A 23,505-nucleotide genomic window follows, 5' to 3' on the forward strand; every position below is an offset into this window, starting at 1 on the left:
TAATATCTAATGGCACGAAAATTGCACCGCCCTCCCAAAATAGTAACTAGGCCATATGAAGATGAGTTCTATCACCAACCAGGGACTCTACCTGGAACCATTTTTATTGATGCAGATGCTCCGCCGCCAATAATTTTCTTGATTGACTATAACCAAACTAATTTCATCCGTGAGCAAATAGCAACCCCAGAGGAGTGTGTCCCATATCTAGAAATGGAATCTATTTCTTGGGTAGACGTACAAGGTTTAGGTAGTCAAGATATATTACAACGATTGGGTAAGGTTTTTAAGTTACCTCCTCTAGTTTTAGAAGATATAGTTAATGTACCAGAGCGTCCTAAAATAGAGGATTATGAAGACCAATTGCTATTCATTGCCCGCATGGTAGTAGCAAAGGAAAAAACATGTGGTTTTTATAGCGAGCAAGTGAGTTTGATATTAGGGAAAAATTATTTGCTGACAGTACAAGAAGAGCCAGAACATGATTGTTTTGAAGGAGTGCGATTGCGAATTGAAAAAAACAAAGGTACTATTCGCAAACAGGGAGCCGATTATTTAGCTTACGCCGTGTTAGATGCGATTATTGATGGTTTTTTCCCAGTGCTAGAGCTTTATGGTGAGCGAATCGAAGAGTTAGAAGAAGAGGTGATAGTCAGACCTACCCCACAAACACTACAACATATTTATCAAATTAGGCGAGAATTATTGCAACTGCGTCGTGCTATCTGGCCCCAGCGAGATGCAATTAATTCTTTGATTCGAGATGGCAGTGATTTGATTGGTGAGGAAGTGCGAATCTACTTGCGAGACTGTTATGACCATACAGTGCAAGTGATGGATATGGTGGAAACTTACCGAGAACTAGCATCTGGATTAATGGATGTGTACCTTTCGGCAGTGAGTAATAAAATGAATGAAATCATGAAGGTACTAACGATAGTTTCAACAATTTTTATTCCACTGACTTTTATTGCCGGAGTATATGGGATGAATTTCAGTACTGAAAAATCGCCATATAATATGCCTGAATTGAATTGGTATTGGGGCTATCCACTTTGCTGGGCAATAATGTTAGCGATCGCATTTGGTTTACTATTCTTTTTTTGGCAACGAGGCTGGCTGCAAAATTCTGTAACAATGAAGCGTAATTAATAATTGCAGATGGACGATGAGTCAAATATACATTTATTAGCACCGAGAGTTGAGATTTTTGAGTTATGAGGAGTAACGACCAAAATTTAGTAGTTTTGACAATTTATATTATTGGTGTTTCCTATGTTTTTAACCGCATGGTTGAATCCATCGATGACCAAGTTAAATATGAATTTAAGAAAGGAACCGTTGAGGAGCAACTGAAAGAACACAATCTCGACGATAAAATTGGGATTTCCTTTAAACTCAAATCCTCATACCCAATTGATGAACTGAAAGATTTAGGAATTAGCATTGAAAATAAATCTGATAATGTTGCCGTATACGTTGACTGGGACAATAGCTCTTTGGTAGTTGAACATAGCAAGCAATCGCGCCGCGTGATTCGGAAATCACCAGACTTAACCCGCGACTTAGCTGTGCCTCAAAGTCCTAGCCTGATTGCCCCCAAAAAAACACTTTCTGAAACGGTGACAGCAGAAGATGTTTTTGAGCGCGACCAAGTAGCTGGAACCTATTCAGCAAAAAAACCACTAATTGATATTAACGGGCTGCAAAAAGGGCAAAAAAAATTGTACAACGACTTTATTAACGGAAGAAAGGAGTTGGACTTTTCCCTGCAACTGGTGCTTAGGATATCTGAAGTGCGTTTAGGTCTAGCCCCAGGTCGTGATTTTCCTGCCATTAGTATTATCAATTGTCCTTTCACAGTCAGAAAACTACCTTGGACTTACGCTCTACCTTGGAATAAAAAAAAGCAATAACCTGTCAACCCCCTCTGTCAACCGGGTACACTGGATCTAAGGAGAGAGTAGGCGCAGGCGGTTGCAGATCAGTCATAATCACTGGTTTGAGGAAAGTCCGGACTCCCGAAAGACCAAACTTGCTGGATAACGTCCAGTGCGAGCGATCGTGAGGATAGTGCCACAGAAAGATACCGCCAGAACAATTAAAAATTAAAAATTAAAAATGTAAAATGAGTAATTTTTAATTTTTAATTTTACATTTTTAACTGATCTGGTAAGGGTGCAAAGGTGCGGTAAGAGCGCACCAGCAGTATCGAGAGGTGCTGGCTCGGTAAACCCCGGTTGGGAGCAAGGCGATAGGAACTACGGTTGGTCTTTTACCAGTTCCGTTCAATGAGAGCCGCTAGAGGCGTTTGGTAACAAGCGTCCCAGATAGATAACTGCCCTCGCAAGAGAACAGAACCCGGCTTACTACCTAGTCTTTCCCTGCAATGGAGTATGAACCTTTCACGGTTTGTACTCCATTATTTTTTGTACGGATTTTGTGCGATCGTTAACTTTGGTACGGACAAGTCGAACAAGCAATTACCAAGCTCAACAACACTAAACATGTAGGAGTTAGCCAATTTACAAACTACCTACGCAAACATAGACATCGTTTGGTCAATTATATGTACTTCCAAGCCGAGCAATTAAGCTCGATTGGTTCTGGAGCAGTAGAGTCAGCCGTTAAGCAAATCGATAAGCGATTACAAATAGTTGGAGCGCAGCGCTAGACGTGGTACAGCGAATCATGGAACGGACGAAAGTACCAAACACTTACCAAATCGGAAAAGTGTGCCAAATCCTAGCCAAAGACAACCTAAAACTCAGGGTACAATAGATTGTTAGCTAAGAGACCGATGAGCCAAGCCCCTGTTAGTTTGAATTACGACTCCGAAAAGGCTACAGGGCAGCCGTATCATGTCAATAATACTAGTTTATTCTCAATAAGCTGAAAAAGAATCTCATTAATCCTTACTTATTGACAAAGCTTTTAGCGTAGGCGTAGCCTGTCGTAGACATCGCATTGAGTCTTGGAAAGTAAATCAAACGATGGTTCTTAATTTTGGTAGCGATCAAGAGTAATTTAGATGCGTTTGCCCTGGAGGAGGCTGAGATATGGCTGAAGTAAAACTGAACCCTATGGAAACTAACCAGGAACCGGGCGGTGATTTCGATGCAGTGATTGTCGGTGCTGGATTCGCCGGACTCTACATGCTGCATCGTATGCGTGGGCTTGGGCTTTCTGCCCGCGTCTTCGAGGCGGGTAGCGGCGTCGGCGGCACATGGTTTTGGAATCGCTATCCAGGGGCGCGGTGCGATATCGAGAGCATGGAGTATTCCTACCAGTTCTCCGATGAGTTGCAGCAAGAGTGGATGTGGACGGAGCGGTACGCCTCGCAACCGGAGATTCTGCGATATCTCAATCACGTTGCGGATCGCTTCGAGCTGCGGCGTGATATCCAACTCAACACGCGCGTGCTGACCGCCACCTTCAATGAGACGGCAGGGCGCTGGAGCATCGAGACGAGTGCGGGCGATCAGGTATCGGCACAATTCTGTGTGATGGCGACGGGATGCCTCTCGTCCACGAAGACGCCGAACTTCAAAGGGCGCGAGCACTTCGCAGGTCCATCGTATCACACTGGCAACTGGGCGCACGAGGGAGACGACTTCATCGGCAAGCGGGTCGGCGTGATCGGCACAGGCTCGTCTGCCATTCAGTTTATTCCCCTGATCGCCCAGCAAGCGTCTCACCTCTTCGTGTTCCAGCGCACTCCCGCCTATACCATTCCGGCGCACAACGGTCCGCTGAACCCAGAGGTGCAGCGAGAAGTCAAAGCCAACTACGCCAATTTCAGAGCACACAACAAGCTGCTGCCTTCCGGTATCAACATTCGTCACAACGAGGTGTCAGCGTTGGCGACGCCGCCGGAAGAGCGACAGCGCGAATACGAAAAGCGATGGGAGCATGGCGGGTTGTCATTGCTCGGGGCGTTTGCCGACTTGTTGTTCAGCAAGGAAGCCAACGATACGGCAGTAGAGTTTATTCATGGGAAAATCCGCGAGGCTGTGCACGATCCGAATATTGCTGAAAAGCTGTCGCCTCGCACCGTCGTCGCCTGCAAGCGCCTGTGTGTGGATACAGGCTACTACCAGACGTTCAATCGGTCAAACGTTACCTTGGTCGACGTGAGCAGCTCGCCCATTGAGGAGATCACGGAGCACGGCCTCACGGTGAAGGGCAAAGAATACGAGCTCGATGCCATCGTGTTCGCCACCGGATATGACGCGATGACGGGCTCATTGCTGAAAATCAATATTCGCGGCAAGGGTGGGCGATCGCTCAAGGAGGCGTGGGCCGAGGGACCACGCACCTATCTCGGGGTTGCGACGGTCGGCTTCCCAAACCTGTTCACCATTACCGGTCCCGGCAGTCCTTCCGTGCTAACGAACATGATTCCGTCCATCGAGCAGCACGTTGAATGGATCGCCGACTGCGTTCTCTACGTTCTCAACCACGGCTTTGCGTGTATCGAGCCGACGCTCGCGGCGCAGGACGCTTGGGTCAACCACGTCAACGAAGTGGCCGGTGCTACGCTCTATCCTACGTGCAACTCGTGGTACCTAGGGGCAAACATCCCTGGTAAGTCGCGCATGTTCATGCCCTACCTCGGCTTTCCCCAATACGTGCAGAAATGCGACGACGTTGCGGCAAAAGGCTACGAAGGGTTCGTATTGATTCCGGGCAATGACGCCGAAAGACATGCTGCACTCCCCCGTGGCTAATTAACGCGCCGCACCGCATCGGGTTGTGCTGCAAGAACTAATGGTGGTCTAATAGAAGTAGTATTTGTACTTATTGCTTTAGGCCAGTGACACTTGTTGTCTGAGCGTGTTGTTGAACCGCTCAATGTAGCTGGTCTTGCCCGTTTCCTTGCCCACAGCTAGATGTCGCTTGCTCGGCAGAACTCTTGCGTAAGCTGCCCAGAAGTCGGTGTATGCAATGGCGCATCGTGATCGCGGTTATTATTAAGATGTAACCAGAGTTAGCGATCGCCCAATAATAGAGTGATCGTTAGTCCACTGAAATACTTCCTTCCATCGTCACCTTGAGCAATGCTGACTGCTCCGGTGTAGGTGTTCCCATAGCCTCTAGCGTTGCTTCTAGCGCTTGTACTTGAGAGAATATAGGAGACTTCAACTTCAATCCTTTATTCTCTGACACTTGCTTGCAGGCTACAACAGGGAAGGTCAGGAGTGGATTAATTTTGCCGTCAAGCTATCTAAGAGAAGTTAGATAGAGAGAAGTAGCGAAAAGTTGCTAAAGTAATAGTCCAAGAACTTTAGGGATATAAAATAGATAGCTAGTTGCCTTCCCCTGCTCCCCTGCCCCCATCCCTTTGTCATGTAATGCCCCTTGCTTATCCACGCCGTCAGCGCCAACTCGAAAGTTTAGTCCAGAAATTAGGTTTGTCGCTAGAAGCACCTATAAAGTGGGAACTGCTGGATTTAGCGCTAACTCATCCCACTGTCTCTGATTCGGCAAATTATGAACAGCTGGAGTTTGTTGGCGATGCAGTGGTGCGGCTGGTGTCGGCTGTTGTGTTATGGGAAAATTATCCCGATTGTCCAGTAGGGGATTTTGCGGCAATTCGTTCGGTGTTGGTGAGCGATCGCATCCTCGCCCAATTGGCAAGAGTTTATGGTTTGGAGTTATACTTACTAGTCGCTGGTAGTGCTACTGCTGATAAAATTGGTCTAGAGTCACGACTGGCAGATGCTTTTGAAGCAGTTTTGGGTGCGCTTTACTTAAGCACTCAAAATCTGGAACTGATCCGCTCTTGGCTAGATCCCCACTTCCAACAACTAACGACAGAAATTCGCCTCGATCCAGCCAGACTTAATTACAAAGCTGCTCTCCAAGAATGGACTCAGGCACAATTTAAAGTTCTACCAGAGTATCGGGTTGTGGAAGTCAGTCAACCGTACCGCAATCAAGAACGTTTCATGGCTGAAGTTTGGCTGAACGGAAATAAGCTAGGAGTTGGTAAGGGGCGCTCGATCAAAACTGCTGAACAAGCCGCAGCTAAGGTAGCTTTTTTAGCAATTTCTAATCCGGAAATACCCTGAGTTGAAAAAACGGTTGATTAGCTGATAATCAGTTGATTGTCATTTGTCCTTCGTCCTTTCAATACAAATGATAAATAACTAATGACAAACCAAATTAAAATTGCTGTTATCGGAGTTGGGCGTTGGGGAGTGCATCTGCTGCGGAATTTCTTAGTAGATTCCCAAGTAAATGTAGTTGCTGTAGTAGACCCCCATCTAGAACGATTAGCGGCGGTAAAGCAGCAGTTTAAGTTAGATGAAAATGTAGTATTAACAACCCAGTGGCAAGATTTAAAGAAAGTGCCAGGGTTGACAGGGGTGGCGATCGCCACTCCAGCTACCACCCATTATGCTTTAATTAAAGACGCTCTCCAACAGGGATACCATGTTTTAGCTGAAAAACCCCTAACTCTCGACCCAGCACAATGTCGGGAACTTTGCCAACTGGCAGAGCAGCATCATTTAATACTCATGGTTGACCATACTTATTTATTTCACCCAGCAGTTGAGCGAGGAAAAACTGTAGTACAAGCGGGTAAATTAGGTGATTTACGCTATGGCTACGCCACCCGCACCCATTTAGGGCCTGTTCGGCAAGATGTTGATGCACTGTGGGATTTAGCTATTCACGATATTGCTATCTTTAACGCTTGGCTGGGTCAGCTACCCGTAAAACTACAGGCAACGGGTACAGTGTGGCTACAGGGGCAAGCCAATAGGGAAATTACCCACTCTCCATCCCAAGGTTTAGCTGATCTAGTATGGGTAACACTGACATACCCAGATGGCTTTCAAGCTTATATTCATTTGTGCTGGCTGAATCCCGATAAGCAGCGACGGCTAGGGATTGTAGGTAGCCTTGGTAGTTTGATTTTCGATGAAATGTCGCGATCGTCACCTCTAACGCTGCTACATGGGGAGTTTGAACAGCAGGGCAATCAATTTATTCCGGTAAATCAAAAACAGGTGGTGTTGGAATTAGAGCCAGGTGAACCATTAGGGCGAGTTTGCTCCGGCTTTGTTGTCTCTATCCTCAACAATACTCCCTCAAAGGTTTCCTCTGGCTGGGTAGGCACACAGTTAGTAGAAATTCTTGCTGCTCTAACAGTATCTCTTGAGCAAGGCGGCAAACCTGTTTTTATTAAGTAGCTGGACAAAAATATTACAGTCATTGCGTACTCCTTTGGAGAACCCGTAGGGTACGAAGTGAAGCAATCACAAGGGTTTGGGATTGCTTCATTAGACCTCTTGCAAAAGTCCCCAATACCCCACCCCAACCCCCTGGAAGACTGGAAAAACTCAATCAGGGCAGGGATTTTGAGAGAAAATACAGGTTTCGAGTATTTGCAAAAGTGCTGGTCGGATGATCCGGCGAAAGCAGATTGCGGTCAAGAAATTACTGGCGAAGTATCCATAGTCGGGGATTGCTTGCGTAGATGTGGTGCTGATGGATTGGAACAAGTCCCAAATTTGAGTAGGCAGAAATTTTTGAACTTTCAAACTCTATTTTAGGTATTTGCAAAGAAAAAATGTCTTTTCCCTACTTGCTGCTGCCGATTTTTCAACTACAGCCTTCACCATCAATGACTAATACTACCGAACCTTCAAATAAGCCATTGCGAAGTACATTCAAAGCCTCATTAGCTTGAGCTAAAGGGAAAAGACTTACTTGTGTCTGGATCGGAACTTTGGGTGCTAAAGCGAGAAACTCTTCTCCATCTTTGCGAGTCAGATTAGCAACAGACCGTAATACCCTTTCTTGCCAAAGAATTTCATAAGGAAAAGCAGGAATTTCGCTCATGTGAATCCCCGCACAAACTACAGTGCCGCCTTTGACAACTGCACGCAAAGCCGCTGGAACAAGCTGACCTATCGGAGCGAAAATAATTGCTGCATCCAAGGGTTCTGGCGGTAAGACATCTGAATCCCCTGCCCAACTTGCACCCAATTGTCGAGCAAAGCTTTGACCTTCAGTATCCCCAGAACGTGTAAAAGCAAAAACCTGCCGCCCCTGATAGCGTGCCAGTTGAATTAAAATGTGGGCAGAGGAACCGAAGCCATAAAAACCAAGTTTTTGGGCATCACCAGTCATTCTATAAGCCCGGTAGCCAATTAAACCACCACACAACAAAGGGGCAACTTGTAAATCAGAATAGCTAGGGTCTAAGGTCAAGCAAAAGCGATGATCAGCGACAGTATACTCGGCATAACCGCCATCAAAATTGTAACCAGTAAACCCAGCATAATCACAAAGGTTTTCCTGACCAGAGAGACAGTAACGACAGTGAACGCCGCAAGTGTAGCCTAGCCAAGGAACACCAACACGTTGACCGATAGTAAATCGTTTAACACGTTCGCCAATGCCCTCGATAGTACCCACAATTTGATGTCCAAGTACCAAAGGTAGTTTTGGCTGTGTTAATTCTCCATCAACTATATGCAAATCTGTGCGACAAACAGCGCAAGCATGAACGCGAATTAGTACTTGTTCAGGATTGGGTTTTGGCAGTGGCAAGTCAATTAAACGTAAAGGCTGACGCGGTGCTGATAAAATCATTGCACGCATAATCTATATCAATATTTCAATATTTCAATATTAAGATTAGACTTTTTCTAAAAATCCGCTCTTTGTGATATTCAGAACTTTAGATATATACAATTAGATATAGAATCAAAATTCTCTAGGAAGCATATCTTTCAAGCATTAGACCTCTTGCATAAATCAAAAATAAGAACCCCACCCCGCCAAAGCTATGCATTGTCTCCTCTAAAAGCAAGCTCTTAGGGGTTGGGGGTGGGGTGTTAGGAACTTTTGCAAGAGGTCTAATCACTATATCCACCGCTGTTGCATCTTTTACCAACGGCTTGATAAATAATTCAGGGTGAAGCGATAGTCCTACAGAGGATCGGTTGTGGAAGTCAATTTTTAACTTTTGAATTAGAGTGTAGCGAAGATTACCTCTCCAAAGTCCCATTCACACAAACTCCACGTTTTGGAAGACTTACCAAGATAGTTTGCTGCGGCGAAAGACTAATCTCATAAGTCTCGTTCCCAAGTAACACCTGGAACTTTAGGGACTTCTCTTTATCTACAACTGCTTTCACAGACTTGTTGATCCCTAAAGAGGGACTTCCCCCAGACTCCTGTAAGGTAGTGTAGTGGCTTGCTTTTGCCTCCTCATTCCTAGAGGAAAATCCTAGATCCCCCACATTTTCTTCTTTCTTTGGAACAGGTAACAGCGAGATATCAATCAAAGGTAAGGTAATTTTCAGTGTCGTACCTTGATGAAGTCCCACACTCTCAAGAGTAATGCTGCCTCCCATGAGTTCGATTAAGTTTCGTGAAATTGCTAGTCCTAGCCCAGTACCTTCAAACTGACGTGCGGTTGTGCCATTCACCATTACAAAGGGGCGAAATAGTTTGTGCTGTTGAGTTGGATCAATACCTATACCTGTATCTTTGACTATCACCACCACCTGAGATTTACTAGTACTATATTGAATTTCTGTAGCAATGGTGATGCTTCCTGTGTCGGTGAACTTAGTGGCGTTGCCGATAAGATTAATTAGCACCTGCTTCAGTTTTGCTGCGTCTGCCTTAATTGGTATCGGTTTAGGATCTAACTCGCATTTTAATTGCAAGCCCTTTTGTTGAACATTAACTGATTGTAAATTAATCACCTCTAGTAATATTTGTCGGAGGTCAAGAGGTGTGGTGACTACAGAAAGCTTACCTGCTTCGATTTTAGAAATGTCGAGTAAATCATTAATAATACTTAGCAAATGAATCGTTGTTTCATCGGCACGTTTGAGGAAGTCCATTTCTTCTTCCCGGCTATCACATAATCCATCTTCAACCACGCGAATGCAATTAATAATAGTATGTAATGGGTTTCTCAATTCATGAGAAGTTGTAGCCAAAAACTGGCTTTTAATTTGGTTAGCACTTTTTGCTTCTTTCCAAGCTATTTCTAGTTCTTCTGCACCAGCTTTTAGCCGTTCTACCATTTGGTCTAATGCTTGGGCCAATTGATTGAATTCCCGAATTTGAAAATTGTGCGGAACTGGTTGTGCGGCGTGGTGAGAGTGAATATTCAGAGCGTAGTCTCGCAATTCTTCTACAGGACGTGCCAAGTAAGGAGCTAGATATAGGGATGCTAACAAACTTGTACCAATCAAACCAACTGTCAAAACAATGAGAATTAGTTTGATTTCCTCTAAACCAAAAAGCGCATTATCGACACTAGTAACAGCTAAGACTATCCATTTTTGCTGCTGCTGTTGGGTGAGAGGATTTGCAATAGCCGTATAGCCAGCTACTAATTCTTTCCCCTTTGTAAAAGACAAATTTATCGAATTGTTTTGTCCTGCAATTGCATTTTTAATTATGCTCTTGAGTTGGGAAGCATTTGGGTGCTGATTGATATTAGTTCCCACCCAGTCTGCAAATGGGTGCGCCAAAATTGTCCCGTCTTCAGCAATCACTACCATAGCGCCTGTGAGCGATCCCGGCGGATTTCTGATTTGTTGGTACAATGCAGACTGAATACTTAAGCTGTAAATTAAATTTCTTCGGCTATCAGAGACTGGTGCAGATAACACTAATCGCAGTTGATTTTGTGTGTTTCTTTTTCCAGTTATTCCTGTGTTTGGCGGAAAGATTGCTTTAACATCAATTCCGTCACTAGGCAAAGGTAATCTCAATTCTCCAATTGCTTGATCCCCACAGCTACTAGCAATTATCTTTTGGTTTAGGAGATTCGTTAATTGGATACACTCAATACTGGCTGGAAGTTGTTGCCTTAACTGCGTGAGAATTTCTTGCTCTTGTATAGACGAACCCGACGGAATCACCGTTGTTTTACTTACACTCAGCAAATTCGCTTTTAAGATAGCGATCGCATCTCCAATTCTCTCCCCTTTACTGATGGCGCTTTCTGTTAAATTTTGACGTGCAGTTCCCAATATGCTAGAACGTGCCTTATTCAAGGCAACAATCTCGCCTATAAGTAAAACTGGAACGAACAGCAGCAGTATTCTCGTTACTAAAATTCGACGAAAGGAAGATTGGCGGGAATTAGTCATCGAGTGTCTCACTTTGCATCTGCAAAACACAACAGCAAAGATATGTAATTAGACTAGCTAGATGAGACATTTTATTAAATTATCAGAATTTTATTTTCAATGTTTAAAAATAACAAATTGCTATAATTCAAAAAGAAACGTGGGATACCAAAACTCATATATGCTAGATGTAAAAACGCTTTGTGTTGCATATAAATACAGTGTTGAAATTGTAAAACAGTAGCTTGCAAGCATGGATTTTTTTGAGAATCTACACACGAGCAAAGAAAATATTCAAACTATCAAATCAATCTAATGTTGCAAGATCGTCCTCATACTACAGTTGTTTTAGCAATGAGTGCAGATGGCAAGATAGCGGATTTTAGGCGATCGCCTGCTCGGTTTGGCTCAAAGGTTGATAAAGCACATTTAGAAAAACAAATCGCTGCCTCTGATGCGGTTTTATTCGGTGCTGGTACTCTGGACGCCTACGGAACAACACTTCCTGTATCAAATCCAACTTTAGTGGAACTTCGGGCACAAGCAGGGAAGCCTCCGCAGCCAGTTTATATAGTGACTACACACTCTGCAAACCTCAATCCGGAAATTAAGTTTTTTAAGCAACCAGTTAGACGCTGGTTACTCACGACAACATCAGGAGCACTTTCATGGAAAGGAGGCTTAGAAACACTTTCCTCAACTCTGGGAACCGGAGTACAGAAGTGCCTTCCAGAATTTGAGCAGATTCTGGTTTTTGAAACACCAACGCGAGAAATTGACATTCCCGCAGCTTTGAAGCATCTAGCCACTCTACATATAACACGCTTAGTGGTTTTAGGTGGAGGTGAATTAGTCGCTTCTTTGTTGGGATTAGATTTAATCGATGAATTATGGCTGACTATCTGTCCGCTGATTTTAGGTGGTAATACCGCACCCACACCCGTTGAAGGGAAAGGATTTTTATCCGATTTAGCTCCCAAATTGCAACTTCTAGAAGTTCATACAGTTGAGCAAGAAGTGTTTTTGCACTATCGCCTGCAACGACCAGCAGATTAGATTACGCTAAGTAAAGTTATTGATCATTGGGCATTGGGCATTGGGCATTAATTATTCCTCCCCTGCCTCCCTGCCTCTTACTGATCCCTAATCCCTACTCCTCTAAAAAAAGCCAGACAATGGTGAAACAACTTAAGCCTCGCTATTCTGTTGTTTGGACGAACAAAATTGCCCAAGTACCCCAAGATGCCTGGAATGCTTTGGCAATGCCACTTAAAACGCCGTTTTTAGAATGGGAGTGGCTAAACAATATCGAAACCTCCCATAGTGCTACGGCTAAAACTGGTTGGTTGCCAAATCACTTGACATTGTGGCGAGATAGAACGCTGATTGCCGCTGCGCCACTTTATCTCAAAGGACACAGTTCTGGTGAATTTATTTTCGATCACCAATGGGCAGAGTTAGCCGATCGCATCGGAGTCCGATATTATCCAAAATTGCTGGGAATGACACCATTTACTCCCGCTGAAGGCTATCGGTTCTTAATTGCCCCAGGAGAAGATGAAGATGAAATCACAGCGATGATGGTGCATGAAATTGACACTTTTTGCTCCAAAAATCGAATTTCCGGGTGTCATTTTCTCTACGTTGATCCCCAATGGCGTCCGATGCTGGAACGGCATGGCTTTACAACTTGGCTGCACCACAGCTACGTCTGGGAAAATGCTGGTTTTAAAACTTTTGATGACTACTTGAAAGTTTTCAACGCCAATCAGCGCCGCAATATCAAGCGGGAACGCAAAACTGTGGAGAAAGCAGGTTTACAATTGCAAGCGTTGACTGGTGATCAAATTCCTCAGTCTTTATTTCCTTTGATGTACCAGTTCTATGCTGACACCTGTGATAAGTTTGGCTGGTGGGGTAGCAAGTATCTCACACAGCGGTTTTTTGAGCAGCTAAACACCGATTATCGCCATCGAGTCTTGTTTATTGCTGCATATAGCGAGCAAGATAACTCTCATCCTTTAGGAATGTCCTTTTGTTTGTTTAAAGGTGACAAACTCTATGGACGCTATTGGGGGAGTTTTCAAGAAATAGATTGCTTACATTTCGATGCTTGCTATTATGCGCCGATTGAGTGGGCGATCGCTAACGGCATCGAAATTTTCGACCCTGGTGCGGGTGGACGCCACAAAAAACGGCGCGGTTTCCCCGCTATGCCCAATCACAGCCTGCACCGCTTTTACAATAATCGTTTAGGACAAATTTTACTTCCCTATATTAAGGAAGTAAATCAACTCGAACAGCAGCAGATTGAGGCGATTAATGCAGAGTTGCCATTTAGTGAGAAAAATGGTTGAGGAAAAGGAACTATTTTCGTAGCAGAGTTTGCCGAATAATTAAACTTTACTCGGCAAACAGATGCTTGCTTACCTTTTTTCACAATTGTGACATTCATTCAGAGGTGAGTATATAGTTTTTTCTAACTATGGCTTCAAAAAATTTATGTACTAGTATTGTTGCGGACTATTTTTCAATAAAAGTATAATTTATAGCAAAAAATAGAATTTACCTTTAAGTAAAAAGAATCACAAATATATTAAAGATATAAAGAATGCTAAGTAAGATAGGAATTACACTTGATATAGGTGTAAAAATCTTGAAGAAAGAAATTTGCTTTTTAGAGTGCTTATGGATTTAATAGTTGAAGATTTAGCTGCAATTGATGATAAACTTTCCCAGCGTCATATTGACCTTGATCCCGGTGGATATTTCATTATTTACTTGGATCGAGACGCAAGGTTAATTTATGCCAAGCATTTCACAAATGTGATTGATGAGCGTGGTTTAGCTGTCGATCCAGAAACGGGAAAGGTAATTCCTGCACGAGAAAAGGTAGAACGAACTCACACCACAGTTTTTAGCGCGAGGACGGCGAAAGAACTTTGCGTGAAGATTTTTGAAGAAACTCAGCCCCCTGCTGTAACTCAATTAAATCATGCAGCTTATTTGGGTCGAGAATTTGTTCGGGCTGAGGTGGCTTTAGTCACAGAGCAAGAGTATGTTCAAGATTAAAGTTAGGAATGAGGAGTTAAAAGTTAAAAGTTAAGAGTTAGAAATTCCTAACTCCTAACTCTCCCATTACCCATTAAGATGATGGCTGATTTATCTGATAGATGTAGTAAGTCGCCATTGGGATAACGGTGGCGGCAATTAACAATCCTACTACCCAAGCAGTAGCGTTACCTTGGTCAGTTTCTTCTGCTTTCTTGAAGGTGCCTTCTACCTGTACATTGTCAATTATTTCGGGTGGCCCTGGATCGGCTTTCCCAGAGAGGACGGCAACAAGGCGATCGCTTGCATCTAGAAATGCCTGATTGTATTTGTTACCATTGCGTAACGGCACACTTACTGTTTCAGTAGCTACACTTTCGGCAATAGAGTCAGTGAGTAAAGGCTTAACTTGATCTCCAGTGATAATCGCAGTACCATTGGTAACCGTATCAACAACCAATAAGGTTTGATTAGCTTGGGCTGATTTTGTGGGAAACCATTTTTCAAACAACTCTTTGGTGAAGCTTTCCGGTGTTTCACCGTAGTCGAGGCGGCGAACAGTAACTATTCTGACTTCCTTATCTGTTTGCTTTGCCAAATCCTTGAAAGCGCTGCTAATCTTACCTTCATTCAGACGGCTGATGACTTCACCTTGATCCAAAACCCAGGTGTCATTCCCTGCTGTAAGGTTGGATATTTGATCCACACCTGTAGCTAAAGCAGGTGTGGCGAACAGCGAAGCTGCTATGATAACCGTCACCAAAGGTAGAATTAGCCGGATGAGGTGTTTTTGACTGCTAAATACTTGTTTAAGAAGCTGTTTCATCATATGAACCTTAAGACAGACTTGCACCAAAAATACTATAGAACCACTGTAAAAATCACCTCATTCCCGGTTTTGTCCAGTATGAAGTTTCTGCTACTGCCAGCAGATATATATTTTAGAAGATTTTTTGATTGCACAAATTTGTTTTGATCGCGGGTGCAAGCATTAACCTGACAAGAAATACTGCCCATTTTAGGAATTAACCCAAATACTTAGGGCGGAATTTGCAAACCATCTAGAGATGATATCGTATAACCAATATTTTTGGCAGCTTCAAGGATATTTTTTTATATCTGCAAGTAGCTTTTTTTGCTGTAGACATCGATAGGCGATATCTGCATTTTTCTAATATTTTAGCTAAACCTATATCAATATAATATATACATGACCATAATTTTAACTAACGACGACGGCATTGACGCTCCCGGTATAAAAGCGCTGCTCAAAGCTGTAAACGGCAAAAATGCTATTATCGTTGCTCCTGCTGATCATCAGTCTGGCTGTGGACATCAAGTTACCACCACTCGTGCCATTAACCTCCAGCGACGTTCTGAGATTGAATATGCGATCGCAGGCACTCCCGCAGATTGTGTGAGAATCGCAATAACACAAATTAACACAGATGTCAAATTTGTGCTTTCCGGTATCAACGCTGGGGGCAACTTGGGAGTCGATAGCTACATTTCTGGCACAGTGGCTGCCGTGCGGGAAGCTGCAATGCATGGTATTCCCGGAATTGCCATTTCCCACTATCGCAAAGCCAAGCAGAATTTTGATTGGGATCTGGCCGCCAAATTGACAGCTGAAGTTTTAGCGCACTTACTCAAGCGTCCCCTAGAACCAGGAAGCTTCTGGAATGTGAATTTGCCACATCTGCAACCAGGAGAACCAGATCCTGATGTGGTGTTTTGCCAAGCCTGTACCAAACCTTTGCCTGTCAACTATCGAATTGAAGGCGATGATTTTTATTATGTAGGAGAATATGGCAAACGCGATCGCACTCCTGGTAGCGATGTGGATGTATGTTTTTCCGGCAATATTGCGGTAACTCAGTTAAAGGTTTGACATTTGGTTAACAGTGACGATTGAATCCCTTGGGCTTGGTGTAGTCACTCATGGGGAGCGACTCTTGTTGCAACTGGTGTGGAAGCCCCCAGACCCTTTCTACCAGACCAAGGCGTAGCAAGATCCCTGTAGGAGTACGAAGACTCGGTTTAGCTGCGCTATGCGCGGCATAGTCTCACGCCACTTGCTCAACTCTTGGAATCACCAAGGAGTGGTTCCCCAGATACCAAAGGGAGAGGCTAACGTCTGCCGTAGGATGCCCGAACACAAGAGCGTCTGCTTTAGGAGAAGGGCTGTAGGAGAAGACCGTGCTCCTTCACCAAAACCTAAAATTGCTATTAGTCATCCAATGCTTGAATTAAGGACATAAACCGATCTACAGTTTGTGTCAGTTGGTTGAGTTTTTGCAGTGAATCATGATGAGATTCTGCAAGAGTCTGTACAGCATCACACAACGCGATAATTTGGTAACCTTGCTGTTGCACCTGCTGTCCCTGTGCTTCAACTTGGATGCTGAGAGTCTCCAATCTTTCTGCAAGACGCTCAATTGTCTCAGTCGTAGAAAGTACTGCTTCCCCTATTTGCTCAACAATAGATTCCAAGCGATTTATTTTTACTTCAACTCCTGCTGAAATCATTTCTTTATACCCTAATTTTGAAAGAGCATCTTAGTACAATTCCTAATACCAATTGAAATAATTAATTTCAGTACAAATATTAAATAACATTGTCATTCCGATAATATGTATGATTTTGTTCTTTGATGCTTTTACCCAATGTTGTGTTTAGCTACTTATACGTAATTAATTGATGACAATTCTTAATCAAGTTTCTTGATCCTGGTTGACTGACAAAAATTATCAAAGTCTTGTTCCTTCGCTTTCGTCCCGCTTGGGAATCAATTCCCAAGCTAATAGCTTAAGTCTGCTAAAGTAGATTAGATATACTTTTGGGTCTATTTTAATGGACTTGAGCTATGAGCAATCAATTTATTGCAGGGCTGGTTAGAGTGCAACGCATTCATATTTGTCAGTTAACGAGTTTTCAACTACATATCTAAAATAATTAGTCACCCCTCCCAAGATATAGTTAAGGAAAATCAGCTTCAATTTATCCATAATTGTGCTTATCAAAAACTTAACGAAGATTAAGTAAATGGATGGTTAAAATGGATACTTTTAATTAAGCTAAGTTTTTAGTCTAATTAAGTCTCAGTAATTATACCCTTGTTGCTTAACATTTTGCTCGACTAATTCACTAAACATTAGTAATAAACATTTTACTAAGTGCGATTTATCCAAATTAAGAATTTTAATTTACCCATTGTAGTTCAGTACAGCCGAAATTTAAGCGTTATTTGGACATTGGGGAGAGCTTGTAGGACTATTAATCTTATGGCTATTATTTAGCGCGATCGCGATCAAAATTGCTAATCCAGTTAAAATTTTCAAGGTTTTGAAATCTGGTAAAGTTTCAGTGGTACTAAACACTAATTTCAAAAAAAGGAGAACAATATGCAGTTTCTCAAAATTGTTCTTGTCACTCTTGTGTTGATGGTGAACCTGGTAATTGCTCAACCCGCTTCGGCAGGCAAGGATTTTACTAAGGGGGCTGACTATGCTGAGGTAACTCAGGCGCTCAATCAACTTCTAACTGTAAAGGATACACCTGAGCAAGCTGGCTATACACCTGAGCAGTTCCAGCAGCGACTGGCAAAATTGCAGTTTCAGAAAAATATTATAGAAACAGCTAGAAAGCGGGCACAGTGCCGCAATGAAACTGGAAAGACATTGGCTGTCTATGCCAATAAACCAAAAAAATCTCCAACCCAGCTCTACTTCCTGGGCGCAGGAACAATCACGGATGATGATTGGGATTGTGATGGCATTTACTTACCCGCAGGTTCTCAAGTGGTTCTAAGCCCGAACGCTCAACCACAACAACTGACCCAACCAATTGCCCTCAAGTTTGTCGATGGTACACAGTCTATTGCTAGAACCAATCCAGCCACTGGTGTAATTGAATTCAATGTTGAACCTGCGAAAATATTCAAGGCGGGTGAGAGCAGCTGGTTGCTCCCAACTTTGTCCCAAGCAGATATCGATACGCAAATTCCCACCCCACAACTCATTGACTAATCTCATCTAGATAAGAGACTTCCAGTTAAAAAAATATTCCATTGTAGGGGCACAAGAAGTATTTGATACATCACTAGTAACTTTTAAAACATTCTCTAAAGGACAATCTTCAACCATTGAACAATCAACTCTTAATTAAGGAAAAATTACAAGCCAAGCTTGAGAAGATTCAAACCAAGAGCGATGGTTCTCCCGTTACCGATTTTAAGCTAGATAAAACTTTAGCCGAAGAAATTGAACAATTGACGACGGAACTGGAGAGTGTCAATCCCAATCTCAATCCTCTTCTCAACGCTACTTATTTGCTGGATGGAGCTTGGCAATTGCAATACTCCACTGCGAGAGAAATCCGTTCTTTAGTTTCTCTCCCATTGGGATTAAAGCTGGGTAAAGTTTATCAAGTGATTGATGTTGCAAATAAATTGTTTTTCAATCTAGCTAAAGTTAAACATTCTCTGGGGCTAGTATCGGGATATGTCAAAGTGACAGCTAGCTTTGAGCCAGCCAAAGAAGTTTCAGAGCCTTTAGCGAACAAACGCCTCAACGTCTATTTTGACAAACGCTGCCTATCGATTGAGAAAATTATCGGCATTAATACCCCTCAACTCAACCAATTTAAGGTTGTCCCAGCAAATAATCCTACTAGCAGAACTGCCACACTGGACATTACTTACTTAGATGAAACCTTAAGAGTTGGACGTGGAGGAGATGGAAGTTTATTCATTCTTAGTAAATCCAATGATTTACCTGACTTTACCTCCTAAATTGGAAATTGATCGCACCGCCGAATGAATATGGCTCTTTCAATAATGCATCTTTTCACCAAGGTAAAACGAGGTTCTGCTATGGTAGAGCTTAAAACATTAAATTTAAGAGTAGGTTATGGTATAGAAAAAGATGTTAATGCCGATCCTTTAAGTCCCAGGCAAGTTTTAATTGTTAGGTATGAAGATATTTTCAACTTATCAATTAAACCAGGAGAATTACGAGAAAATATTGTGGTTACAGGGATAGAATTTGATAATTTTATCCCTGGTTCTCTGCTAACCTTTGAAAGTGGTGCGGCAATTCGTCTAACTTTTCACTGCGAACCGTGTAAGCGAATAGCCCATTTAGTAAAATCATTAAAAAGCATCCAAGGTAAAAGAGGAATTTTAGGCGTAGTTATTAAATCAGGTAAAATCCAGGTTGGTAGTAATTTTCAGGTTCAAGCTAATAAATTTCCAGCATTATCTGAAAATCCCTATGAACGGTTCCTAAATTTTATCATCAAAATTCCAAGTGGGAAAGTAGTTACATATAAACAGATAATCAGAGGCATGGGAGTAGATAATAGCTATCTAAGAGCTATTCCTACATACCTGAAAAAAACCTCGGCGGTTGATTATCCGGTACATAGAATATTAGACTCTAAAGCTTATTTGATAACTTATGTTAACCAACAAAAAAATAAGTTAGAAACTGAAGGAGTTAAGGTTTTATTTGAGGGAGATTTATTCAGTAAATTAAATAAAAGTTTTGTAGATATTAAAGATTATTTATGGGAAGATGACACTATATATCTAGAATAGATATTACTAATGTAATTATCCTGTATTGTGCAGGGTAAAATCCTTCGTTTATCAAGATAATCCTTGATTTTTGATTTGTTTAGATGTAACTTCCATAAAGTCGATAAAAACTTTTATGAGCTTATGGATTCCCTCGCTACCTCCTGCAATTAAGCCTCCTGTAAGCAATGCATCTAAACAACGGAAAAGAACTACTTGTATTGGATTATCTAAATCAATAACTACAAGTGGTTCGATTGAGCGAATACCTATTGCGCTCATTAAAAGACCGAATAAAAGGGATGTCCATAGAGCAATTATTCGTGTATCAGATTTATAGGCTGTTCTTTGACGCTCTTTTTCATTTAAATCATCAATTTGTGGCTGGAAAATTTTTAATGAGTCTTGTTGATTTTGTGTAAAGTTTTGGATGATTTGTTCTTCTAAACTCATTCCTTCAGGCGGTAGTCCACTGACTTGATTTGATTCCGAAGAAGGAAACTGTTTCTGTTGGACTTCCATAAGTCTTATCTTCTCAGACATAAGAGCCTTTTCTTGCTGAATACTAATATCTAATTGTTCAACAAATGGGCCTCGCCAAGTAGTTATAAAAACTTCTAAAGAACGCTCTAATAACAAAGAAATAAATAACTGTAATGTGAGTAACTGAATAATATCATTAAGCCCAAATGGTTTTAAAACAAATGGTTTAGATGATAACCAAGTTGATAAAGTTACTACTAGAAAACTAATAATAATTAATAAAACAAATAGAGGAGATTCTGGAGAAAGCTTTTGCAACGTATCTATACTCCTGTTTGGTGCCACAATATTTAACACAGCCTGGAGGTGAGAACTACACCTGCTGAGTTACTTAACAACGTTAATTTGATAGAACAGTAAATAATTTATTACACGACCCTTTTTTCCAGGAGGTGATAGGCTACGCCACCCCCGAAGGATGTCTTCTTTGCCGCTACGCGTAGCTTGCTTGTATTGTAGGGGTACGACGGGCTATGACGCTCGTTCGCGCCAGCGTGCCCTAGGCAAGACTCGCTAACGCTTCTCTACGAGACGCTGCGCGAACGCTATCGGTGTCGCACCTTGGTGGTAGCAGGATAATCTGATGGTTCGTGACACCAGAGCCACACTAGCCCAAAAGTATTGCTATACAAGCATTTAATAAGTAAATACCAGGTTTAAATTGAAAAAACAAGGCGATCGCACTTTCCTCTTAGAGAGCAGCAACTGTAGCCCCAACTAAAAACCCCTCCAATCTTGGAGGGGTTAAAGTAATTTTTGGTAATGGGATAGTGAGGGAGACAGCAGCTTTTCCTCTTTGGTGACGCATTTTCTTGTCAAAGCAACGATATGATAGTATAGCATTTCATAAATCCGTTACGAACCTCTGCAATACTGTACTTAGTAAGATAAATCATTGGTGTTACCGAATGATGTCAGTTGCGAATCGACAGCGTTTAGGTAACCTCTATCATTCAAAGCTTGTGCTGGTAACTTTTTAGCATTGACAGCAGCCTTAACCACATCTAGTGCAGTGAGGTTTCCTATTTGGTATTGGGATACCAAAGCACTACCACTAGGAATCCCCTGTGTTTTCAGGTTACCTTGATAAGCTAAAAATGCAGCATCAAATGGTTTCAGGTAGCTGACGTTCGGAGAATGAGTGAATAAATTGTTAGAATTGATAGCGATAAGTTTGCCACTATTGTTAGTAGCTATTTGAGCGCCACCGATTGCAGGTAATAAAGCAATAGAAGCAACAATATATACAGAATCTATCAAGATAGAGAATTTCATCGGGTTATCCTTAGTTAAAGTAAAGTGCAATTAGTGTTCTTGAGTAATAGAGTCTTATTTTTTATCAGTCTCAACTTCCTGCACTCAGGTCACCTGAACGGTTGATTTATTCCTCACCCATTCGGGTGATCTAATTGAGCGTAAGAACTAAAAAATTAAACCCATCCTACAGATCATTCAAAGTTGCTAAGACCCATAATGTGATAAGCAGGAACAGCAGTATCAAAGAGTTTCAGGTAATTGATATTTGGGGAATGGCTCGTAAAATATTAGATTTGATCGCTGTGTTGATTGATCTGTCACTCTTGCTATGAGTGGCTATTTGAGTCTTAACGATTCTAGATAGGACATTAGAATCAACAATATGTGCAAAATTGAGCAAGGGAAAGAGTTTCATTATTAATACTGTGTTGGTTAATAAATCGGGAGTAAAGTTTAGGACAAACTTGAACATAAACAACGCTTTGCAAGTAAATAAAGTACACCCCTCCCCAACCCTCCTCAAGGCATCGGGAAGGATGCGCGACAGCGCGGGTGGGGTATTTTTGTAACTCACAAACTTGAAATCTGCTGTATGTATTTAACTGAGGTAATCTAAAAAATTATGCAGTGCTATTACTCAGTCGTAGGCGTAGCCCAACGCAGGCATCGCATTTCTGCACTATCTCCTTCAACAGCAAATTTCTTGATTAACTATGCTTGAATATATTTTTTGATTCGGGTTTACCGAACATACAAATTAGGGCAAACCGTAATTTTATTTCATGTCTAATTGGAGACGGTAATCATCAATCACTTGGTGCTAATAACCGAATAGACAGCAGGCTTAACTCTACATAATATGAATATGTAAGCACTAACTGAAGTGCAAAACTGATTAAACAAAAGCTATTTGATGCGAGGAAGAGTTATGACATTAGTTCGTTGGAATTCTTGGAGAGAAATTGACACTCTACAACGTCAACTCAATAATTTATTTGAAGACACCAGAGTACCATCTGCATTGTTAGATAGAGGCTTGAGCAAAGTTCCTGCTGCTGAGATACAAGAAACTGAAGATGCTATTCATCTGAAGCTAGAACTTCCAGGAATAGAAGCTAAAGACTTGGATGTACAAGTCACAGAAAACGCTGTTTATGTTAGCGGTGAGCGGAAGTCTGAAACTAAAACTGAGGAAAAAGGTATTACCAAAAGTGAGTTTCACTACGGGAAATTCAAACGCGTAATTCCTCTATCTGCTCGGATTCAAAATACTAACGTTACGGCAGATTATAAAGATGGGATCTTGAATCTGACATTGCCTAAAACTGAGCAAGAAAAGAACAAAGTTGTCAAGGTTAATTTGGAACAACCTGCTGCTTAATAGCTTGTGATCAGATTACTCTACCTCCTTTGATAGATTGAGATAGCTAAAAACCCGGTTACTATCCTGACCGGGCTTTTTTGTAACAATTATCTGAAATTGTCGCGTAAGTCCTGTGTGCATGAATTATCTAAAATAACTGGAGGGCGTAGCCCGTCGTAGACATCGCCTTTTTTTAAAGTTTGTAAAGGAATTCTACTATATCTACTATATATAGATAACAAAACCCAAGGGTGCGCTCGCTTCTGCCGGGTGAGTACGCCATCGCAAAGCCCGATGCCTGGGTTGAACTACATCTATCCACCTTCCTACCTTTAAATAAGTAAAGCTGATAGAACCTATCAGATTTACTGAAGTAATAAAACTTGATTAAAAATTGTAAAGCAGTGTAAAGTAGTTTCACAGGCGAAAACAAAACCGTCTGATTCATAAATAACTAACCGCACTTATTAAACAATGACAACAACCATTCAACAGCGCTCAAGCGCCAACGTATGGGATCGATTCTGTGAGTGGATCACCAGCACCAACAACCGGATCTACATCGGTTGGTTCGGCGTAGTGATGATCCCCACCC

The 23,505-nt window shown here is 42.1% G+C and carries 21 protein-coding genes, 1 other RNA gene and 3 pseudogenes; 17 read left to right on the forward strand and 8 right to left on the reverse strand.

Features of this window, described 5'->3' with window-relative positions; all coding sequences use genetic code 11:
* Positions 1-9: 9 nt before the first annotated feature.
* The 5 genes and pseudogenes from corA to V7K40_RS29970 all read left to right on the forward strand — a co-directional run bounded on the left by corA (position 10) and on the right by V7K40_RS29970 (position 4,730).
* The gene (gene corA / locus V7K40_RS29950) at positions 10-1,152 is read left to right on the forward strand and encodes a magnesium/cobalt transporter CorA (protein ID WP_334966260.1); all 1,143 of its coding nucleotides are present in this window, start codon (positions 10-12) and stop codon (positions 1,150-1,152) included.
* 65 nt (positions 1,153-1,217) lie between these two features.
* The gene (locus tag V7K40_RS29955; protein WP_334966262.1) at positions 1,218-1,916 is read left to right on the forward strand and encodes a hypothetical protein; all 699 of its coding nucleotides are present in this window, start codon (positions 1,218-1,220) and stop codon (positions 1,914-1,916) included.
* A gap of 43 nt (positions 1,917-1,959) precedes the next feature.
* Positions 1,960-2,385: RNase P RNA component class A (gene rnpB, locus V7K40_RS29960), an RNA gene on the forward strand.
* A 148-nt stretch (positions 2,386-2,533) separates the two neighbouring features.
* Positions 2,534-2,674: pseudogene (locus V7K40_RS29965) on the forward strand (ISKra4 family transposase); the annotation flags it as partial.
* Between the two features lie 385 nt (positions 2,675-3,059).
* Positions 3,060-4,730: an NAD(P)/FAD-dependent oxidoreductase gene (locus tag V7K40_RS29970; RefSeq protein WP_334966264.1), complete on the forward strand. Its 1,671-nt coding sequence runs from the start codon at positions 3,060-3,062 to the stop codon at positions 4,728-4,730.
* Positions 4,731-4,817: 87 nt separating this feature from the next.
* Here V7K40_RS29970 and V7K40_RS29975 read toward each other — a convergent pair.
* Together V7K40_RS29975 and V7K40_RS29980 are read right to left on the reverse strand one after the other, a co-directional pair.
* Positions 4,818-4,958, reverse strand: a pseudogene (locus V7K40_RS29975) (IS1 family transposase); the annotation flags it as partial.
* A gap of 61 nt (positions 4,959-5,019) precedes the next feature.
* On the reverse strand, positions 5,020-5,169 hold the full coding sequence (locus tag V7K40_RS29980; protein ID WP_334966266.1) for a hypothetical protein: 150 nt from the start codon (positions 5,167-5,169) through the stop codon (positions 5,020-5,022).
* 185 nt (positions 5,170-5,354) lie between these two features.
* On the opposite strand from V7K40_RS29980, the gene rnc reads away from it, so the two are divergent.
* The 3 genes from rnc (at position 5,355) to V7K40_RS29995 (ending at position 7,565) form a co-directional block, all read left to right on the forward strand.
* Positions 5,355-6,074: a ribonuclease III gene (rnc, locus tag V7K40_RS29985; RefSeq protein ID WP_334966268.1), complete on the forward strand. Its 720-nt coding sequence runs from the start codon at positions 5,355-5,357 to the stop codon at positions 6,072-6,074.
* An 81-nt stretch (positions 6,075-6,155) separates the two neighbouring features.
* Positions 6,156-7,202 carry a Gfo/Idh/MocA family oxidoreductase gene (locus tag V7K40_RS29990; protein ID WP_334966270.1) on the forward strand — a complete coding sequence of 349 codons (1,047 nt, stop codon included), beginning with the start codon at positions 6,156-6,158 and terminating at the stop codon, positions 7,200-7,202.
* A gap of 57 nt (positions 7,203-7,259) precedes the next feature.
* Positions 7,260-7,565 carry a hypothetical protein gene (locus tag V7K40_RS29995; protein WP_334966272.1) on the forward strand — a complete coding sequence of 102 codons (306 nt, stop codon included), beginning with the start codon at positions 7,260-7,262 and terminating at the stop codon, positions 7,563-7,565.
* Between the two features lie 49 nt (positions 7,566-7,614).
* Here the strand turns inward: V7K40_RS29995 and V7K40_RS30000 are convergent, their stop codons facing one another.
* Positions 7,615-8,619, reverse strand: coding sequence for a zinc-dependent alcohol dehydrogenase family protein (locus V7K40_RS30000; RefSeq protein ID WP_334966274.1), 1,005 nt, complete (start codon positions 8,617-8,619; stop codon positions 7,615-7,617).
* Between the two features lie 389 nt (positions 8,620-9,008).
* Positions 9,009-11,138 (reverse strand): ATP-binding protein, encoded by a 2,130-nt coding sequence (locus V7K40_RS30005; protein WP_334966276.1) that lies wholly within the window; start codon positions 11,136-11,138, stop codon positions 9,009-9,011.
* A gap of 294 nt (positions 11,139-11,432) precedes the next feature.
* On the opposite strand from V7K40_RS30005, the gene V7K40_RS30010 reads away from it, so the two are divergent.
* The 3 genes from V7K40_RS30010 to V7K40_RS30020 all read left to right on the forward strand — a co-directional run bounded on the left by V7K40_RS30010 (position 11,433) and on the right by V7K40_RS30020 (position 14,189).
* A complete protein-coding gene (locus V7K40_RS30010; protein ID WP_334966278.1) occupies positions 11,433-12,173 on the forward strand; it encodes a RibD family protein in 741 nt (246 codons plus the stop codon).
* Between the two features lie 119 nt (positions 12,174-12,292).
* Complete coding sequence (locus V7K40_RS30015) at positions 12,293-13,474, forward strand: GNAT family N-acetyltransferase (protein WP_334966280.1); 1,182 nt, start codon at positions 12,293-12,295, stop codon at positions 13,472-13,474.
* Between the two features lie 331 nt (positions 13,475-13,805).
* Positions 13,806-14,189 carry a DUF4346 domain-containing protein gene (locus tag V7K40_RS30020; RefSeq protein ID WP_334966282.1) on the forward strand — a complete coding sequence of 128 codons (384 nt, stop codon included), beginning with the start codon at positions 13,806-13,808 and terminating at the stop codon, positions 14,187-14,189.
* A gap of 73 nt (positions 14,190-14,262) precedes the next feature.
* Here V7K40_RS30020 and V7K40_RS30025 read toward each other — a convergent pair whose 3' ends face one another.
* A complete protein-coding gene (locus tag V7K40_RS30025) occupies positions 14,263-14,994 on the reverse strand; it encodes a TPM domain-containing protein (protein ID WP_334966298.1) in 732 nt (243 codons plus the stop codon).
* A 384-nt stretch (positions 14,995-15,378) separates the two neighbouring features.
* Between V7K40_RS30025 and surE the strand changes: the two genes are divergently transcribed.
* Entirely contained in the window at positions 15,379-16,059 is a 681-nt protein-coding gene (gene surE / locus V7K40_RS30030) for a 5'/3'-nucleotidase SurE (protein WP_334966284.1), read from the forward strand.
* Between the two features lie 338 nt (positions 16,060-16,397).
* Here the strand turns inward: surE and V7K40_RS30035 are convergent, their stop codons facing one another.
* A complete protein-coding gene (locus V7K40_RS30035; protein WP_334797311.1) occupies positions 16,398-16,697 on the reverse strand; it encodes a hypothetical protein in 300 nt (99 codons plus the stop codon).
* 876 nt (positions 16,698-17,573) lie between these two features.
* On the opposite strand from V7K40_RS30035, the gene V7K40_RS30040 reads away from it, so the two are divergent.
* The 3 genes from V7K40_RS30040 to V7K40_RS30050 all read left to right on the forward strand — a co-directional run bounded on the left by V7K40_RS30040 (position 17,574) and on the right by V7K40_RS30050 (position 19,768).
* The gene (locus V7K40_RS30040) at positions 17,574-18,197 is read left to right on the forward strand and encodes a hypothetical protein (RefSeq protein ID WP_334966286.1); all 624 of its coding nucleotides are present in this window, start codon (positions 17,574-17,576) and stop codon (positions 18,195-18,197) included.
* Between the two features lie 116 nt (positions 18,198-18,313).
* Complete coding sequence (locus tag V7K40_RS30045) at positions 18,314-18,961, forward strand: PAP/fibrillin family protein (protein WP_334966288.1); 648 nt, start codon at positions 18,314-18,316, stop codon at positions 18,959-18,961.
* Between the two features lie 81 nt (positions 18,962-19,042).
* Positions 19,043-19,768, forward strand: a complete 726-nt coding sequence (locus tag V7K40_RS30050; RefSeq protein ID WP_334966290.1) for an MGMT family protein — start codon at positions 19,043-19,045, stop codon at positions 19,766-19,768.
* Positions 19,769-19,819: 51 nt separating this feature from the next.
* Here V7K40_RS30050 and V7K40_RS30055 read toward each other — a convergent pair whose 3' ends face one another.
* Together V7K40_RS30055 and V7K40_RS30060 are read right to left on the reverse strand one after the other, a co-directional pair.
* On the reverse strand, positions 19,820-20,575 hold the full coding sequence (locus V7K40_RS30055; protein ID WP_334966292.1) for a hypothetical protein: 756 nt from the start codon (positions 20,573-20,575) through the stop codon (positions 19,820-19,822).
* A gap of 594 nt (positions 20,576-21,169) precedes the next feature.
* A complete protein-coding gene (locus V7K40_RS30060; protein ID WP_334966294.1) occupies positions 21,170-21,565 on the reverse strand; it encodes a hypothetical protein in 396 nt (131 codons plus the stop codon).
* A 910-nt stretch (positions 21,566-22,475) separates the two neighbouring features.
* Between V7K40_RS30060 and V7K40_RS30065 the strand changes: the two genes are divergently transcribed.
* Both V7K40_RS30065 and V7K40_RS30070 read left to right on the forward strand, forming a co-directional pair.
* Positions 22,476-22,928, forward strand: a complete 453-nt coding sequence (locus tag V7K40_RS30065) for an Hsp20/alpha crystallin family protein (protein WP_334966296.1) — start codon at positions 22,476-22,478, stop codon at positions 22,926-22,928.
* 456 nt (positions 22,929-23,384) lie between these two features.
* Positions 23,385-23,505: pseudogene (locus V7K40_RS30070) on the forward strand (photosystem II q(b) protein); the annotation flags it as partial.

Origin of the sequence: Nostoc sp. (assembly GCF_036917195.1) — a bacterium.
Classification (GTDB): domain Bacteria; phylum Cyanobacteriota; class Cyanobacteriia; order Cyanobacteriales; family Nostocaceae; genus Nostoc.